The sequence below is a fragment of the Acinetobacter lactucae genome, assembly GCF_001605885.1.
Classification (GTDB): domain Bacteria; phylum Pseudomonadota; class Gammaproteobacteria; order Pseudomonadales; family Moraxellaceae; genus Acinetobacter; species Acinetobacter lactucae.
The window spans coordinates 91,308-109,087 of the sequence record NZ_LRPE01000037.1 but is presented as its reverse complement, the minus strand read 5'-3'; the positions used below and the strand labels follow the sequence as shown (position 1 = coordinate 109,087).

The following is a 17,780-nucleotide window of genomic DNA, read 5'->3' as shown; positions in this document are numbered from 1 at the left end:
GAAGCCGTTCTTATTTTAAATTGAAGAATTTATGTTGCATTATCAAATTGAGTTCGATGATTACAAACAACACCTTGTTCACGTGACAATTCGTTTTTTAGCCAATCCAAATCAGGAACTTTGGTTACCAACGTGGATTCCGGGTAGTTATCTAATTCGAGAGTTCTCAAAACATATTGAATCCGTTAAAGCTTATGATGAAGCTGGTCGTTTGCTAGACATTAAAAAAACGAGCAAGAATCGCTGGCGTTTATTTAATACAGATCATGAGCTAATGACGATTGAATATGATGTGTATGCATATGATTTGTCGGTACGTGGTGCGTATGTCGACCAGACTCGTCTATATATTAATCCAGCATGTGTATGTTTGGCTTTAGAAGGGCAGGAGCAATCTGCTTGTGAAGTCGAAGTTTTCTTGCCAGATGAATTAAAACATTTTCAATTAGCAACGGGCTTAGCTTCAAAAAGCTTAGTTAAAGGTCGATTTACTTTAAAAGCAGATCATTACGATCAGTTGATTGATAGTCCATTTGAATTGGCTGATCAAACACGCTTTAGTTTTGAGACGAACGGTATTGAACATGAGTTCGTAATTTCTGGTTCGCATAATACTAATATTGATCGTCTAAAAGCCGATATTGAAAAAATTTGTGCAGCTGAAATAAATATGTTCGGTTCAGCACCATTTAAAAACTATACCTTTATGACCATGGCAACAGGTAATAGTTATGGCGGATTAGAGCATTGCAATAGCACAAGCTTGATTACACCACGTGACGATTTGCCAAAGTCGAATGAGCCAACTGAACCTTCTAAAGACTATCAACGTTTTTTAGGTTTATGTAGTCATGAATATTTTCATTCATGGTTAGTCAAGTTTATCCGTCCAGAAAACTTTGCAAACTATAACTTGCATCAAGAAGGCTATACCTCTTTACTTTGGATATTTGAAGGCTTTACTTCATATTATGATGACTTGATTTTATTACGTAGCGGCGTGATTTCACAGAAGTCTTATCTTGATTTACTCAAAGCACAAATTGACCGTTATTTGCAAAATCCTGGCCGTTTTGTTCAAACAGTTGCAGAGTCAAGTTTTGATGCGTGGATTAAATTTTATCGTCAAGATGAAAACTCGAATAATGCGGGCACCAGTTACTACAATAAAGGTTCGTTAGTTGCGTTATGTTTAGATTTAGGTTTACGTCTACGTGGTTCTAGTCTTGATGCTTTAATGCGTCGGTTATATGAAAATACCCAAAATGGTATGCAAGTAAATGAAAGAACCATTTTTGATTTATGTAAAGAACTGACGGGTGATAGCTGGATTGAACAAATTAATCATTTGATTAATACCACTGATGAGTTACCACTTGATCAATTGTTCCCTGAGTTTGGCTTAAGTTATAGAGTTAAAACTGACAAATCTTTGCCACTAGGTTTAAAACTTGTTGATAAGCCAGAAGGTGTACTCGTACAAAGTGCTCGTCGTGATGGCGCAGCAGCTAAAGCAGGTATTTCTGCTAATGATGTAATTATTGCAATTGATGGGTTAAAAGCGACCACTAAACTTGTTGAGAAGTATGCAAAGCAGGGTGGTACTTATACAGTGTTCGCTTTCCGCCGCGATGAGTTACTATCTTTTGACGTTGGGTGTGCTACATCTGATTTAACTGAAGTTGAACTTGTCATTGAAGATCAGGCCAAAACCGAAAAATGGTTAAAAGCTTAAATAATAGTTAAATAGTTTATAAAAAACCGATGTTTTGCACATCGGTTTTTCTTTTTTAATGGTATTAAGAAATAGTAAGACGCGTTATCTTTGAGTTTGTTTTGAATGAAAAGTATAATAATTGTCAGAACTCTGAAAGATATCTCATGTAATTTAAGACTGTTCTATACCTAGAAGGTTGGTAAAGCTGTGTGTATTACTCTAAGTTAGGTATAAGAATATTATTAATAGATTTAAATTATGTATTATTTCACTGCGAAATGTCGTTATCACTGGATATTTCGTTGACTGGAAGACAATGAGAGCCGATACTCTCAGGGTTTTATTTAAGCATATCGGTTCGTAGGCACTGGGCCACAAGCTCGGTCCTCAACACTCAATCAAACGGAAGGGGCTATATATGGCTGGTGAAAAGTCAACTATTATTTACACACTGACTGATGAGGCGCCATTATTGGCGACCTATTCGCTACTGCCGATCATTGAGACCTTTACCAAGCCAGCTGGCATCGAGATTATTAAAAGTGACATCTCTGTAGCTGCACGTGTGCTCGCAGAATTCGCTGATTACCTAAGTGAAGAGCAAAAGGTATCTGACAACCTTGCAGAGCTAGGTCGTCTTACACAAGATCCAGATACAAACATTATCAAACTCCCGAACATTAGTGCGTCTGTTGCGCAATTAACTGCATGTATCAAAGAGCTTCAATCAAAAGGTTACGCAATTCCTGATTATCCGGAAAATCCGACGACTGAAGAAGAAAAATCAATCAAAGCTCGTTATGGTAAGTGCCTTGGTTCAGCAGTAAACCCTGTCCTTCGTGAAGGTAACTCTGACCGCCGTGCTCCTGCAGCAGTTAAAAACTATGCGAAAAAACACCCTCACTCAATGAGCGAGTGGAAACAGTGGTCACAAACTCACGTTTCACATATGGAAGAAGGTGACTTCTACCATGGTGAAAAATCAATGACACTTGATCGCGCGCGTAATGTGAAAATGGAACTTATCACTAACAGTGGTAAGAGCATTGTTCTTAAGCCAAAAGTTGCGCTTCAAGAAGGTGAAATCATTGATTCAATGTTCATGAGCAAGAAAGCACTTTGTGATTTCTATGAAAAAGAACTTGATGATTGTAAAGAAGCGGGAATTTTATTCTCTTTACACGTAAAAGCGACAATGATGAAAGTTTCACACCCGATCGTTTTCGGTCACTGTGTGAAAATCTATTACAAAGAAGCTTTCGAAAAACACGGTAAGTTATTTGACGAGTTAGGCATTAACGTAAATAACGGTATGGCTGGGTTATACGAGAAAATCGAAACTCTTCCAACGTCATTACGTGAAGAAATCATTGAAGACTTACATGCTTGTCAAGAACACCGTCCTGCACTTGCAATGGTTGACTCGGCAAAAGGCATCACAAACTTCCACTCACCAAACGACATCATCGTTGATGCTTCTATGCCAGCAATGATCCGCGCCGGTGGTAAAATGTGGGGTGCTGATGGTAAGCAATATGATGCTAAAGCTGTTATGCCAGAATCAACATTTGCCCGTATTTACCAAGAAATGATCAATTTCTGTAAATGGCATGGTAACTTCGATCCGAAGACTATGGGCACAGTACCAAACGTTGGTTTGATGGCTCAAAAAGCTGAAGAATACGGTTCTCACGACAAGACTTTTGAGATTTCAGAAGCGGGTATTGCAAACATTACCGATCTTGACACTGGTGAAGTGTTATTGACTCAAAATGTGGAAGAAGGCGATATCTGGCGTATGTGTCAGGTTAAAGATGCTCCGATTCGTGACTGGGTTAAACTTGCAGTAACTCGTGCACGTAACTCAGGCATGCCTGCAATCTTCTGGCTTGACCCGTACCGTCCACACGAAAACGAATTGATCAAGAAAGTACAAAAGTACTTAAAAGATCATGATACAACTGGTCTCGATATCCAAATCATGTCTCAAGTACGTGCAATGCGTTACACACTTGAGCGCGTAGTGCGTGGTTTAGACACGATTTCTGTGACTGGTAACATTTTACGTGACTACTTAACTGACTTGTTCCCAATTATGGAACTTGGTACTTCTGCAAAAATGTTGTCTATCGTTCCGCTTATGGCAGGTGGTGGGATGTACGAAACTGGTGCAGGTGGTTCAGCGCCAAAACACGTACAACAACTTGTTGAAGAAAACCACTTGCGTTGGGACTCACTTGGTGAATTCCTTGCGCTTGCAGTATCTTTAGAAGAAATGGGTATTAAAGAAAATAATGCTCGTGCTAAGTTACTCGCCAATACTCTTGATGAAGCGACTGGTAAATTGCTTGACAATGACAAGTCTCCATCACGTCGTACTGGTGAAATCGACAACCGTGGCAGCCACTTCTACTTGTCACTTTACTGGGCTGAAGCACTTGCTGCTCAGAACGAAGATGCTGAGTTGAAAGCTAAATTTGCTCCTCTTGCTAAAGCTTTAGCTGAAAATGAAGAGAAAATTGTTGCTGAACTTGCTCAAGTACAAGGTAAACCAGCGGACATCGGTGGTTACTACGCAATTGATCCGACTAAAGTAAATGCTGTAATGCGTCCAAGTGCTACATTCAATGCAGCTCTTGCGACAGTTGAGGCTTAATTACTAAGTCGTTAGTAATTAGCTTAAGAACCGGTGCATATGCACCGGTTTTTTATTGTCTAAAAATAAAAGACATTAAAAAAGCCCACTGATGTGAGCTTTAAAACTTAAATGTGTTTATCGACTATTATTACGCCCACGACCACGTGGTGCTTTGGTATTTGGACGAGTTGTACCGTTGGTCTTACGACGTGGTTTCTCGCTTTCATCCATTTGCCAAATACGTTTTGTACCAGACTTTTTCGCAGAACCATCTTTGTTTTTGCGAACCATTGGCTTGCCGCCTGTACCGCCTGGTTTTTTCACATATGAGCGTGAACGATAAGGCTGTTCAGCTGGCACATCTTTAAAGTCAGGGTAGAGTAATGGTTCAATTTCTTTAACATCACCTGGTTTTAAGCCAAGTTGAACTAAGTCGATTGAGCCAATTTTAGTACGAATTAAACGTAAAGTTGGAAAACCTACCGCAGAAGTCATACGACGAACTTGACGGTTACGGCCTTCGCAAATTGAAATCTCAATCCAAGATGTAGGAATATTTGCACGGTAACGTACTGGCGGATTACGTTCCCATAACCATTCAGGTTCACTGACTTTAATGGCTTTGGCTGGAAGCGTCATACCATCATTCAGTTCTACACCTTTACGAAGTTGCTCAAGCGCTTCTTCGGTTACATCGCCATCAACTTGAACTAAATACGTTTTGTATTTTTTATTTGCAGGGTTGGTAATGAACTGATTCAGACCACCATGATCGGTTAAAAAAACTAAACCCTCAGAGTCCATATCAAGACGGCCTGCCAAGCGCAAAGTCGGGTCATCAACAAAGTCAGAGACGGTCATATGTGCTTCGTCTTTACGAAACTGGGAGAGAACGTCATATGGCTTGTTGAGAATCACAATTTTCATAAAAAATGGCTTCTTCTTTCAAATAACTAGAGAAAACATTGAGCTATATTTAAGTGCGAAATTTGCTTATTTCTCACATAAATCTCAAAAAGAATTAAATTCGATTAAGCTATTATGCGTTAATAAAAGTTGAAAGTATTGTTTATCGATAATTATTTTTAGTTAATTAAGTATTATAAAAGGGAGAATCTACACAATGGGTTATCAGAAGATCGTGGTTCCTGCCGACGGCGACAAAATCAAAGTAAATGCAGACCTATCACTGAACGTACCAAATCATCCAATTATTCCTTTCATTGAGGGTGATGGTATTGGTGTGGATATTACACCAACAATGAAAGCAGTCGTAGATGCTGCGATTTTAAAAGCTTACGGTGGCAAACGCTCAATCGAATGGATGGAAGTGTATTGCGGTGAAAAAGCCAATAAAATTTATGGCAATTATATGCCCGAAGAAACGTTCGAAGCACTTCGTGAGTTTGTGGTATCAATCAAAGGTCCTTTAACCACACCAGTAGGTGGGGGCATTCGTTCACTCAACGTTGCTTTGCGCCAAGAATTAGATCTGTATGTTTGCGTACGACCAGTGCGTTGGTTTGAAGGCGTTCCTTCACCCGTTCAACACCCCGAATTAACCGATATGGTGATTTTTCGTGAGAACTCGGAAGATATCTATGCCGGTATTGAATGGAAAGCTGATTCTGAAGAGGCAAAAAAAGTCATTAAGTTCCTTCAAGAAGAAATGGGTGTCACAAAAATTCGTTTCCCTGAAGGATGTGGCATAGGAATTAAACCTGTTTCAAAAGAAGGAACACAGCGTTTAGTCCGTAAAGCCATTCAGTTCGCAATTGAAAATGACAAGCCTTCTGTGACGCTCGTTCACAAGGGCAATATCATGAAATACACCGAAGGCGCATTTAAAGAGTGGGGCTATGAGTTGGCTTTGGATCGTTTCGGTGGGGAGCTAATTGATGGTGGCCCATGGGTTAAAATTAAAAATCCTAGAACTGGTAAAGACATCATTATCAAAGATGTCATTGCAGATGCGTTTTTACAACAGATCCTTATGCGTCCAGCCGATTACTCTGTGATTGCCACCCTAAATTTAAACGGTGATTATATTTCTGATGCTTTAGCAGCAGAAGTAGGCGGCATTGGTATTGCACCAGGTGCAAATATTGGTGGCGCAATTGCAGTTTATGAAGCAACTCATGGCACTGCGCCTAAATATGCAGGTCAGGATAAAGTAAACCCCGGGTCTATCATTCTTTCTGCGGAAATGATGCTACGTGATATGGGGTGGACAGAGGCTGCTGACCTGATCATTAAAGGAATTTCTGGAGCAATTGCTGCCAAAACCGTAACGTATGATTTTGAGCGCTTAATGCCGGGTGCAACCTTGTTACGTTGTTCTGAGTTTGGTGATGCGATTATTAAACATATGGGAGAGTAATCTTCTATTAAAAAGCCCTCAGTTGAGGGCTTTTTTTATTGCATAAATTCGGGATGTTTCGGAGTTTTAATAAAACCAGTTTTCTTTTGATAACTCTGGTCTAGGGCTTGAATAACAAGAACGAAAGCAACTAGAAATAAAGGAAAGAGCAGAGTTTTCACGATTTGGTTTCTCCGAGAGTTGAGGTGAAAGACGGGCGTACAGGCAGCAAAAGGCAAATCGCAAAAAGAAGAACGATTCCACCCAAAAGAAAGAGATGGGCATAAGACCAATGCAAATGATGCAAAGTACTAATAACAACCCCACCTAAAAGCTGAGTGCTAGCAAACCCAATAGTGGCAAGGCTCCAAAGCTTTTGATAACGTTGCTCATAAATCTGTAGCAGACTATAAGAACTAATAAAAACGGTTGCGGGAGTGAGTAAGCCTGTCAGAAGCGAAGATAAGGCCAGTAAAGAAGTGGTCTGTGAAAGGAAAGGTAAAACAACAGCGAGGCAGTAAATGGCATATAACCATTTAATAGTCTGTAAATATCCGATTATTCGGCTTAAGCAATAGGCGATGAGTGCACCAATGCAGCTTCCCAATCCATAGAGAACCCAAAATAAATTTCTTTGCTGTAATGGAAAATGCAGAGTTCCAGATAAATAATCCATCCAAAACAAAGAATGTGGAATATAGGCAAAGGCACTACACATATAGGCAATAATAATGACAATGCCTAAACGTGATTTTTGTGGGGCCGGTAAAGTAGTAGATTGCGCTTTAATAATCTGTGCTGTATTACGAGTTAATAATCGATAAAGAGTTAAGCTTCCTAATAGAGAAAGACCCGCAAAAATATCCCAAACATAATGTACGGGCATATTTTTAAGTAGGGGAATAATAATGGTAGCGGATAAAACGCCGACGCCAATCCCGCTAAATCCTAAAAAATTAACTTTTAATCTTTGTGTGTTGGGAGTGTATTTCATTGCAAAACTAGGCGCCAAAATCATAAGTAAACCACCGGCAATACCTGAAATCGTACGCCAAAAAATAAACCACACCAGAGGCATATCCATGAATGAACAGCATAGTAGGCTGAGACTGCCAGCTACAGCCGAAAGTACGATGAGGGATGGGATGTACTTTTCTTTAATACTCAATAGCGCTAATAAGGCACCTATGAGATATCCCAATAAATTTGCACTGCCTAAGAAACTGGCAAAATCATGGGTCCAGTGGTATTGCTCGATCACGATGGGCATAAGCGCAGTATAGGAAAATCTAAAAACGCCAATTCCCAAACAAGTTGCCAAAAAGACAATTAAGCTCATTCGATAAAATGTAGACATGAGAAGACGCTCAATTTTTTTATTATTAAAAGCGAGTTTATCTATCTTTAAAAATGATTTAATATGATAATAATTATCTTATTTTGAGATAGTGAAATGTTACTTAAGTCTCTAGAGTTTTTTTTAGCGGTTGCAGAGGGTGGAAGTTTTTCATTAGCTGCACAAAAAATGTATACCGTTCAATCGAATATCACGAGCCATATAAAAAAACTTGAAGAAGAGTTGGGGGTTATTTTATTCAATCGTAATAACCCAGTGACCTTAACCAATGCCGGTCAACAGCTCCATAGTTATGCTGTTCAAATGATTGCGCTGCATGACAAAGCTAAGAAGATGTTTCAAGAAGGTGATATTGACCCGAATGAAACTATTCGTTTAGGCAGTATGGAAACAACTGCCGCGATACGTTTGCCTCAGCTACTCAATCAATGTATGCAGCGATACCCTACTTTACCCATCGAGCTGCAGACTCATCCGACACGTTATTTATTAAATGCTGTACATCAGGGAGAAGTGGACTGTGCTTTTGTGGCATCTAAACATTCAATTCCTGAATTATATAGTTTTCCTGTATGGCACGAAGAACTGGTTCTGGTTTGCCCTAAGCAACAAGTGAGCTTTCCAGACAAGGCAACCCTTGCAAAGACCAGATTTATAGCATTTCGGCAAGGTTGCTCATATCGACATGCCATAGAGCTTTTCTTGAATGATTTTAGTGTTCCGCCTTCACAAATCATGGAAATGGGAAGCCTTGACGGAATCATAAGCTGTGTAGAATTGGGAGTGGGTTTTGCCTTATTACCTAAATCATATCTTACAAAAGTTGAAGATAAAGTTTCGGTCAATTGTTTTGGATTGAATACGGAATCTGCTCAGTTTACTACCTACTTGGTTGCCCAGTTACCAGAAACATGGGGCACCAATTTAAAGCAGTTCATTCATTTTATTGAACAACAATTTGAATTAAAGGTTGCTTAAGTAGAGGCTGATTTTTATACATAAATATCTTACGTAATTTATAAATTAAAAGTGATATATATGTATTTAAAAGTCATTTTATATTCTCACGCAGGTTTGTAATCATCTTGATGCTATAAAATTGTGGAAAAGGGTAGTTTATATAGGCTGGCTATGGTCAAATATGCCCCCTTGAAAGATGACACAAGCAATAATTTGGAGTTTGGGAATGAATATACCCTTAATCATCAATATTGTGGTTTTTGTCGGGTTAATATTTTTACTCGCCCAAACACGTAAAACAGACTGGAGCTTATCGAAAAAAGTTCTGGCTGGCTTAGTTCTCGGTGTGGTGTTTGGTTTAGGACTACATTTGATTTATGGCGGTGGCCATCCGATTCTTGCTGAATCTATTAGCTGGTTTAATATCGTTGGAAACGGCTATGTAAAACTTTTACAAATGGTTGTTATGCCTTTGGTATTTGTGTCTATTTTGGGAGCAGTTGCAAAATTACACCAAGCCTCATCTTTAGGCAAAATCAGTTTTTATACAATCGGCACTTTACTCTTTACAACGCTGATTGCTGCACTGGTAGGCGTATTTGTTACAAACCTGTTTGGCTTAACGGCAAAAGGTTTGGTGCAAGGTGCTGCTGAAACTGCGCGTTTAACTGCGATTAATACAGATTATGTAGACAAAGTTACCGATTTAAGCGTACCGCAGTTTATTCTTTCCTTTATTCCAAGTAATCCATTTGCTGAATTAACTGGTGCAAACCCAACTTCAATTATTAGTGTGGTGATTTTTGCTGTCTTTTTAGGGATAGCAGCACTCAATCTAATGAAAGATGATGCAGAGAAAGGCCAGCGTATTCTGATTGCAATTCAGACTTTACAGTCTTGGGTAATGAAGCTTGTTCGTTTGGTTATGACACTTACACCGTATGGTGTTTTTGCGCTTATGACAAAAGTCGTGGCAAGTTCGAATGTTGCAGATATTTTAAATTTAGGCGGGTTTTTGGTGGCATCCTATTTAGGTTTAGCCATCATGTTTGTTGTTCATGCCATTATCTTGACCCTGACTGGCGTTTCTCCGCTTAAGTTCTTCAAAAAAGTTGCTCCTGTTTTGACGTTTGCATTTACTAGCCGTTCAAGCGCTGCCAGTATTCCTCTGAGCATTGAAACGCAAACTCGTCGATTAGGTATCCCTGAATCTATTGCGAGTTTCTCAGCTTCTTTTGGGGCAACCATTGGACAAAATGGTTGTGCGGGTTTATATCCTGCAATGCTCGCGGTGATGGTTGCGCCAACCATGGGGATTAACACTCTAGACCCAATGTGGATTGCATCGTTGGTTGGTATTGTGACTTTAAGTTCAATTGGTGTTGCTGGAGTAGGTGGTGGTGCGACTTTCGCTGCGTTGATTGTACTTCCTGCTATGGGGTTACCAGTGACTTTGGTTGCACTGCTTATTTCAATCGAGCCACTCATTGATATGGGTCGTACTGCCTTAAACGTAAATGGTTCAATGACTGCTGGTGTTGTGACGAGTCAGTTAATGGGCCAGACTGATAAAGAAATATTAAACAGTGAAGATGAAATTGAGTTAACTCAACATCATTAAGAATTAGTATTAAACGGCTCTCCACATTGGATGAGCCGTTTTTTTATATGCATAAATTGCCACTGTGATGTTAATTTTAAAAAAACTGTATCTGTTTTTCTTTTAAATAATTTTCGAAAATGAGCCTATTACAAAAGAGAGCACTATCATGAAAATGTATCAAGTCGATGCTTTTACAAAAGAGTTATTTCGTGGAAATCCAGCCGCTGTCGTTGTTGAGAAAGAGTGGTTAGATGCAAATGTAATGCAAAAGATAGCACTTGAAAACAACTTATCTGAAACTGCTTTTGTAAAAATTATAGACTCTGAAAATTATGAAATCCGTTGGTTTACTCCAACGGTTGAGGTTGATTTTTGTGGGCATGCGACTCTTGCCAGCGCTTTTGTAATATTTAAAGATTTTACCGAGAAAAAGACAATTAATTTCCATGTCCGAAATTTGGGTCTTTTTGTGGTTCACCAAGATGAAGATGGCAAAATCAGAATGGATTTTCCAATTCGTAAAGCTCATCAAGTTGAAGATTATCCAGCTATTTTACGTCAAGCATTAACAAAGCCTTTTAAAGCAGTTTATCAAAATGTTCAAGCCTACATTGTTGAGTATGAATCAGTGCAAGATGTGGTAGATGAGCAGCCTGACATGAATTTGCTCAAAGCTCTAGGTAAGAGAACTGCAATTACAACTACAGCGATGGATGTTGCAATAACTTCAAAAGCAGACCAGCATTATGATTGTGTATCTCGGTATTTTGCTCCTGTCGCGGGAATTGATGAAGACCCAGTTACAGGTTCAATTCATACGGCAATAGCGCCATTATGGGCAGAGAAACTCGCTAAAAATAATATTATTGCTTATCAGGCATCTAGCCGTGGAGGCATTTTATATTGCAATGTTCTAACGGAAGAGCGTATTGAGATTTCAGGGTATGGGAAGCTTTATATGCAAGCCGAAATTTTTCCTTAAAATATAAGGCCGTTTAAATAAACGGCTTTCTTTTCAAAACTTTACTATGAAAATTAGTTTAAATTTCCTACTATAGTCCCACAACTATTGATTTTTTATTATTCAAATTAATTGGTATTTATATGTTTATGCAGTTTAAACAACTGACACTCTCCCTATGTATTCTTGGTTTAAGTGCTGCGTCTTGGGCACAAACTACATTAGTAAAAAGTAAGCAAAATATTGAGGAATATAAATTAGATAATGGTTTTCGGATTGTGCTTGCACCGAATGACAAAGAAAATAAAATCTTTATTAATACCATTTATTTAACTGGTTCATTAAATGACCCGCAAGGCAAAAGTGGCTTAGCTCATTTGCTTGAGCATTTGGCTTTTAAGGGGACACAAAATGTTAAAGGGGAAGAATTCCAGCGTCGTTTAGATCAATATACATTGATGACAAACGCCAGCACCGATTATTACTCAACAAAATATACCAATATCGTTCGTCCAGAGAAAACTGCGCTTGATCAAGTGTTGTATCTTGAATCTGAGCGTATGGATAAATTAGTTCTTCAAGAAAAATTCGTTCCTTCCGAAATTGAAATTGTAAAGCGCGAACGTGAAGTCCGTATGGATCAGCCTTTTGCTGTACTGATGGATCAAATGTGGAAGTCAGCTTATGGTAATCAATATTTAGGTCGTTTACCGATTGGCGATTTGCCTGAGCTTAAATCTATTAAGATGCCTGAATTGAACCAGTTCTATCGTAGCTGGTATGCGCCAAATAATGCAGTGATGGTGATTTCTGGTAAGTTTAATAAGACAGATGTCTTAAAAACAATTGACCAATATTTTAGTCCAATTGCGGCACGAGAGGTTCCAAAGCCTGTACAGATTCCTGTGCTTGACTCTACAAAAATAAAAAATCGTCAGTTCATGGTGAAAAAGGGCAGTGATTTGGCTAAATTCCATATCTATATGAATGGTAAAAATACCAAAATTCAGCCAACACTCGCTTTAGCCCCTTTGTTATATACCATGCAGCCAAGTGGTCATTTATATCAGGACATGGTTGAAACAGGCATTACCACAAATGTTGAGTCTAGCACTTGGTTAGATCAAGATTTTAATGTGGTGTTTTTAGGTGCGATTTATTCACCAAGTAATGACCCTAAAAAAGTTGAAAGTTCTTTGTTAGCAGGCATTGAAAAAGGGAAGCCATTTACTGAAGTTGAATTAAATCGTGTTAAAAGTTTAATGAAGACCCAAGGTGACCTAATCACGAAAGATGCGGTGGCACTGGGGTCACGGTTAAGTGATTACACCGTTGCTGGTGGGCAGTGGGATCAATATTTTAAAGATTTAGATTCAGTAGAAAAAGTTAAGCTAGATGAAGTAAATCAAACTTTAAAACAGTTCCTTGTGGCTGAGCATCGTATTGATGGTGAAATTCTACCAACGCCAGAAGACCAGAAAAAAGCTCAACAGCAAAATTCAAAAGAGACACCTAAAACTCTAGATCAGGTAGAAGCAAAGGCTGAGCCTTTAAAAGATCCGAAAGTATATCAACAAGAAGTCGCTGAGTTTTTAAAAACTTCAAAGCAATATGTTGAAAGTAATGAGAAAAAGATTATCCGCGGGAAACTAAAAAATGGAATGAAGTATGCTTTATTCCCAGTTGAAACACGTGATGATCGTACTTATGCAACGATTACCATGGACTTCGGAACAGAAAAATCTTTATTTAATAAAGGTACGGTAGTTGATTTAACTTCCTACTTATTGCTTCGTGGTTCTGATAAATACAGTTTGCAAGATATTGCCGATAAATCAATTGATGCAGGCGGCGCGGCTTATGCAAGTGCTGACGGCAATGGCATGACCATTAATATTCAGTCTAAATCAGAAAAATTTGATGAGTTTTTCAAGTTTGTTCTTGATGTGATGAAAAATCCGAAATTTGAACAATCTCAATTTGATTTAATTAAATCACAAAGTTTATCAAGCCTTGATCGTCCTTATACCGAGCCAGATGTGGTAGCTGGCTTAACACTTTCACGTTTACTTGAAGAATATCAACCGGGTGATTTGCGTTATCACTTTGAACCTGAGCTGGCAAAACAGCAGTTGAAAAACGCAACTCAAGAGCAAGTGAAAGAGTTATATGAGCGTTTCTTTGCAATGAACCATGCTCAAATTGCCATTACAGGTGAATTTGATGCGAAAAAGATGCAGAAATTACTGAATCAGGAATTTGGTCGTTGGAACGGTAAGCAGCCATATCAAAAAATCTTGATTGATCACGTTGATTTTCCAGCACAGAAAGTTCATGTTTTATCTGAGCAACGTGAATTTGGTAGTTACCAGAGCGTACTTTCATTGCCAGTTGGGAAAAACCATCCAGATGCATCTGCTCTTATTTTAATGAACTATATTTTAGGCGAATCTCAAATTTCATCACGTTTGGCTCAAGAGCTTCGTGAGAAAAATGCCCTAGTGTATGGTTTTGGAAGTGGACTGCAACTTGACCGTGACACGAATGTAGGGGCTTTGAGTATTAGTGCAAATTATAATTCGGGTCGTTCAGCACAAGTGTCTGCTTCAATACATAAAGTGTTAAATGACTTGGTTAAAAATGGCGTGACTGAGCAAGAGCTTGAAGCTGCTAAAGCAGATATCATGAAGAAACGAGTTACGGCATTAGAAGATGAGCGTAATATTCATGGCATGTTAAATCTACAGCTTGAAACAGGCAAAACCTTGCAAGACCGCGTTCGTCATGATCAAGAGTTAACTAAATTGACTGTTGCTGACGTTAATAGAGTAATTAAGAAATATATTAAACCTGAGCATTTGGTCGAAGTAATGGCTGATCAATATGGTCAGGCAGCAAAAAAATAAAGACTTGTCGCAAATAAAAAGCCACTGAATCGTGGCTTTTTATTTGGATCTTTAAATCATATTAATGATCGTGTTTATGCGCGTGAAAATCTTCATTTTTACGGAAACGTAAATAATTTTCGAATTGTTCACAATATTCATCAAAGTTATCTTCAAGCATCATTTGAAATTGTTGAAGAAGGTAAGACATGACCTGATCTTTCGCATCACGCATTTCATTACCATCTTTAAAGTTATTTGCAGCTACCCATGTATTAAAGCGGGCAGTAGCAAATAACATTGCAGCACTCACTTGACCACGTAACTCAGCCGGATCTACTTTTTTATCTTTTGGCGGGCGACAAAAATCATTAGCCTGTTTAATAAACTCATCCGCACGCTCAAAGAAAACAGCATTTAGCGCTTCTTCTTCAGTAATATCTGTTGCATTAATCTTTTGAGACATGACTTATTCCCGCAAAAATAGAGCTGCTTATTATAGGCAAACGCTTGCGGAAACAAAACCTTTGACTTAGTCTGTAAATAGCCTAAGTATTGGCAGGAGAGCCTAATATGCAAGATGCAATTGCGATTCAAAGTTTAAAAACAGATATTGCTTTATTACGCCAGCATGTTTTCCCACCTCAATATTTAGAACATGTCGAAGGATTGCCGATTTATTATGGCTTGCAAAAAGAAGTCGAAAATTATTACCAACAATGGCAGGGGCTAATTGAAAGGGCACAAGAGCTTTTTCAGCCATTTATGGAAGATGAATTACCAGATGCCATTCATTTACCAAGTCACTTAAATTTACCGCTGTTCTTTTTTCATGTAGACCGAATTCGGATTAATAAAACACGCGCAAAAGAATCTAAAACTTTCCGTGGTGTGGCGAGTCTTATTGAAAAATGCGGGCAGTTTGAAACAGACCAGATATTGACGATGCAAGAATGGTTGCAAAGCGACGATACAGCGGCTCTGGTTGCTCACCGTGAATTCATTGATTTAAGAACCTATGTATTCCAGCACGGGCAAAGTGAATATACCCGTTCGCGTTTTTATACCAATGGTATTGTGCTAGGGGTTGAGCCGCATTTTAAATTGGTCGATGCTCGTGATAAGCCAAGAAAGCAGCGCAGTGATAGCTATAGTGACCCGTTAGCAGATAACGGCGTATGGAAAGTATTTGGTAAGTATCGATAAAAGTCGCTGCGTGTTTACAGCGACTTTTTATAACTTACCAGAAAGTTTCAACCTCACTAAAAGTTTGTAAAGCTTTTGCTGAGCGCTTTTGTAATTGAGGCTGTTTGGCTTTGACCCAGCCTAGGGCAAACCAGAAAGATGAGTCATTTTCGACAGCTTTATTAAAAATACCTTCTGCGATAAATAAATCGTTATATTGCCCAAGCGTATTTTGCACAGGTTGTAGCTGTTTTAAATATTGTTGTACCTTTTTATTTGGATAAAGACTCGAAATAAACTCAACACAATAACGTAACTGCTTAGCTTGCTTTCTTATTTTGTGTTGTTCAGTCACTTCAAGCTCAGAGAAGTGTTCAGCATTGTTAATTACTTTATGATGTAACTTATCTAAACTCTTTTTAATGTGTTTTTTTAGCCCACTTGTTTTTTTCTTTGAGTCTTCTTCTGAATAAGCAAATGCTAGTAACCCGAGTAAGAGCTTAATCGTGTCTGCAGAGGTAAAGATTGTTGAGAGTTCTGTTGAGGGCTGGGCTGAAACTGGTAGTAAAAGTTCAGGTGAACCGTGTTGTTGTATGACAGGTAACACTTCGGTACGAATTGCATCTTCATCACGAGTGTCGCCAAGCTTACGGAAAAGCTCAGCAATTTGTTCTTCCCAAAGTGAATTTAGCTCGCCTGACCAGCCTGAAAAATGCTTAAACGCACTACGCAAACGTCGTAGACTTACACGTGCCTGATGGATATGCTCAGCTTCGGCAACCCCATCGGCAATTACAGCCATATTTGGCAAAAATTGTTCTAAACAGTTTTCGACAATCTTTTTGAGAGCCTGTTCAGCAGTAATATCTTTATTTAATGTCAAAGCTTTAGCATGAACAGCAGGCGAGGCTGCTTGCCCTAGTGCTAATAAGTTGCCACGCTCGGCTTTACTTCTTACATCAAGCCAAAGTGCATAACGATTAATCCATTGCTGGGCAAATTGAATAAGCGTTTTTACTGCACCTTGTTTGAGTTCAAATTCAACTTCACAAATTACACTTTGTGCATCTGCAGTTTTTACCAAACCATCATCTAAGCAAACTTCAATAGCCGTATCGTCTGCTTCAAATATATGAAAGGTACGTTGTACATCAGTCTCAAACTGCAAACTTAGTTTTTCAGCTTGTGTTCCTAAAGCCGTATTAATTAAATCAGTTACCTCTTTATTATCTTTGTATAATTCAAGGTTTAAGTCAGGTTCTTGCTCACACTTACCTAAATGAATTTCTTCTTCAACACGGTGTAGGTGGCTTTGACCTGCGGCTTTAAATGTTTGTACCCATTGATCATCTTCTTTACGTAGACGCAGGGCCATGCCATTTTTAGCAAGTAGTCGATCAGGAGTATCGTAATACTTTGCCTGTAAGTGAATGTTCTTTGCTTTGTGCTTTTTTAAGTATTGCTGGACAGTTTTTTTCTTCGATTCAGGTAACTGAAACTTTAGCTCGACTTCGACCATAATATATCTCCCTGAATCAGGTATTTAAACTATCTTGAATAAGTATAATAGCTTAGTACTAAAATTAATGGTTTTGATAGACAAAGTTACAATCAAACATATGACGCTATACTTTTATTTAGGTGTACAATCAGGTGACGTTTTGATCAAATAAAAATCAGGAAGATGATCGTGAATGCACCAATAAACTTTAGCCATGAAGCTCAGCCAGAGTTTGAATTACCGATTAAAAACTATCAGGAATTTTATCGTTTTTATTTAACTGAACACCGTAACATCATGAGCAGACGTTTGCATGTGGTGGGTAGCAGTATTGGTATATACTTTTTTTCAAAAGCAGTCCGTAAGAAACAAGCCAAATATGTGCTCTATGGTTTGGTCGCGGGTTACGCAAATGCATGGGTTGGACATTTTGTGTTTGAAAAAAATAAGCCTGCCAGTTTTAAACAACCTTTCTATAGTTTTATTTCTGATTGGCGAATGTTGTCTGATGTTGCACGTGGCCGTTTGAGTTTGGTTGATCGTAAGTTTGATAAAATTCCGAGTTAATTTTTATATCTATTCTAAATATACCGATTGGTACTGGTAAGCCTATA

At 38.6% G+C, this 17,780-nt stretch carries 14 protein-coding genes; 9 read left to right on the top strand and 5 right to left on the bottom strand.

Going from position 1 to position 17,780, the window contains the following annotated elements; genetic code table 11:
• Nucleotides 1-31: 31 nt before the first annotated feature.
• On the top strand, nt 32-1,735 hold the full coding sequence (locus AWW73_RS14485; protein WP_061875474.1) for a M61 family metallopeptidase: 1,704 nt from the start codon (nt 32-34) through the stop codon (nt 1,733-1,735).
• A gap of 400 nt (nt 1,736-2,135) precedes the next feature.
• Nucleotides 2,136-4,373: an NADP-dependent isocitrate dehydrogenase gene (locus tag AWW73_RS14480; protein WP_031949025.1), complete on the top strand. Its 2,238-nt coding sequence runs from the start codon at nt 2,136-2,138 to the stop codon at nt 4,371-4,373.
• A 117-nt stretch (nt 4,374-4,490) separates the two neighbouring features.
• On the opposite strand, the gene AWW73_RS14475 is transcribed toward AWW73_RS14480, so the two are convergent.
• Nucleotides 4,491-5,282, bottom strand: a complete 792-nt coding sequence (locus AWW73_RS14475; RefSeq protein ID WP_031949024.1) for an rRNA large subunit pseudouridine synthase E — start codon at nt 5,280-5,282, stop codon at nt 4,491-4,493.
• 196 nt (nt 5,283-5,478) lie between these two features.
• On the opposite strand from AWW73_RS14475, the gene icd reads away from it, so the two are divergent.
• On the top strand, nt 5,479-6,735 hold the full coding sequence (gene icd / locus AWW73_RS14470) for an NADP-dependent isocitrate dehydrogenase (protein ID WP_005067916.1): 1,257 nt from the start codon (nt 5,479-5,481) through the stop codon (nt 6,733-6,735).
• 35 nt (nt 6,736-6,770) lie between these two features.
• Here the strand turns inward: icd and AWW73_RS18790 are convergent, their stop codons facing one another.
• Nucleotides 6,771-6,896 carry a hypothetical protein gene (locus AWW73_RS18790; RefSeq protein ID WP_013197121.1) on the bottom strand — a complete coding sequence of 42 codons (126 nt, stop codon included), beginning with the start codon at nt 6,894-6,896 and terminating at the stop codon, nt 6,771-6,773.
• Nucleotides 6,893-8,071, bottom strand: a complete 1,179-nt coding sequence (locus AWW73_RS14465) for a YbfB/YjiJ family MFS transporter (RefSeq protein WP_062850004.1) — start codon at nt 8,069-8,071, stop codon at nt 6,893-6,895. Before AWW73_RS14465 ends, AWW73_RS18790 begins: the two co-directional genes overlap by 4 nt.
• Before the next feature lie 96 nt (nt 8,072-8,167).
• On the opposite strand from AWW73_RS14465, the gene AWW73_RS14460 reads away from it, so the two are divergent.
• From AWW73_RS14460 to AWW73_RS14445, 4 genes are all read left to right on the top strand, one after another.
• Nucleotides 8,168-9,049, top strand: coding sequence for a LysR family transcriptional regulator (locus tag AWW73_RS14460; protein ID WP_062850003.1), 882 nt, complete (start codon nt 8,168-8,170; stop codon nt 9,047-9,049).
• A 208-nt stretch (nt 9,050-9,257) separates the two neighbouring features.
• On the top strand, nt 9,258-10,652 hold the full coding sequence (locus tag AWW73_RS14455; protein ID WP_031949021.1) for an L-cystine transporter: 1,395 nt from the start codon (nt 9,258-9,260) through the stop codon (nt 10,650-10,652).
• 148 nt (nt 10,653-10,800) lie between these two features.
• Nucleotides 10,801-11,616, top strand: a complete 816-nt coding sequence (locus AWW73_RS14450) for a PhzF family phenazine biosynthesis protein (protein ID WP_062850002.1) — start codon at nt 10,801-10,803, stop codon at nt 11,614-11,616.
• Nucleotides 11,617-11,738: 122 nt separating this feature from the next.
• The gene (locus AWW73_RS14445) at nt 11,739-14,501 is read left to right on the top strand and encodes a M16 family metallopeptidase (RefSeq protein ID WP_062850001.1); all 2,763 of its coding nucleotides are present in this window, start codon (nt 11,739-11,741) and stop codon (nt 14,499-14,501) included.
• A gap of 61 nt (nt 14,502-14,562) precedes the next feature.
• On the opposite strand, the gene AWW73_RS14440 is transcribed toward AWW73_RS14445, so the two are convergent.
• A complete protein-coding gene (locus AWW73_RS14440; protein WP_002118682.1) occupies nt 14,563-14,946 on the bottom strand; it encodes a DUF3144 domain-containing protein in 384 nt (127 codons plus the stop codon).
• 107 nt (nt 14,947-15,053) lie between these two features.
• Between AWW73_RS14440 and AWW73_RS14435 the strand changes: the two genes are divergently transcribed.
• Entirely contained in the window at nt 15,054-15,686 is a 633-nt protein-coding gene (locus tag AWW73_RS14435) for a hypothetical protein (protein WP_062850000.1), read from the top strand.
• Nucleotides 15,687-15,720: 34 nt separating this feature from the next.
• On the opposite strand, the gene AWW73_RS19295 is transcribed toward AWW73_RS14435, so the two are convergent.
• Entirely contained in the window at nt 15,721-17,184 is a 1,464-nt protein-coding gene (locus AWW73_RS19295) for a CYTH and CHAD domain-containing protein (protein WP_062849999.1), read from the bottom strand.
• A 165-nt stretch (nt 17,185-17,349) separates the two neighbouring features.
• On the opposite strand from AWW73_RS19295, the gene AWW73_RS14425 reads away from it, so the two are divergent.
• A complete protein-coding gene (locus tag AWW73_RS14425) occupies nt 17,350-17,733 on the top strand; it encodes an Mpo1-like protein (RefSeq protein WP_081409641.1) in 384 nt (127 codons plus the stop codon).
• Nucleotides 17,734-17,780: the final 47 nt, after the last annotated feature.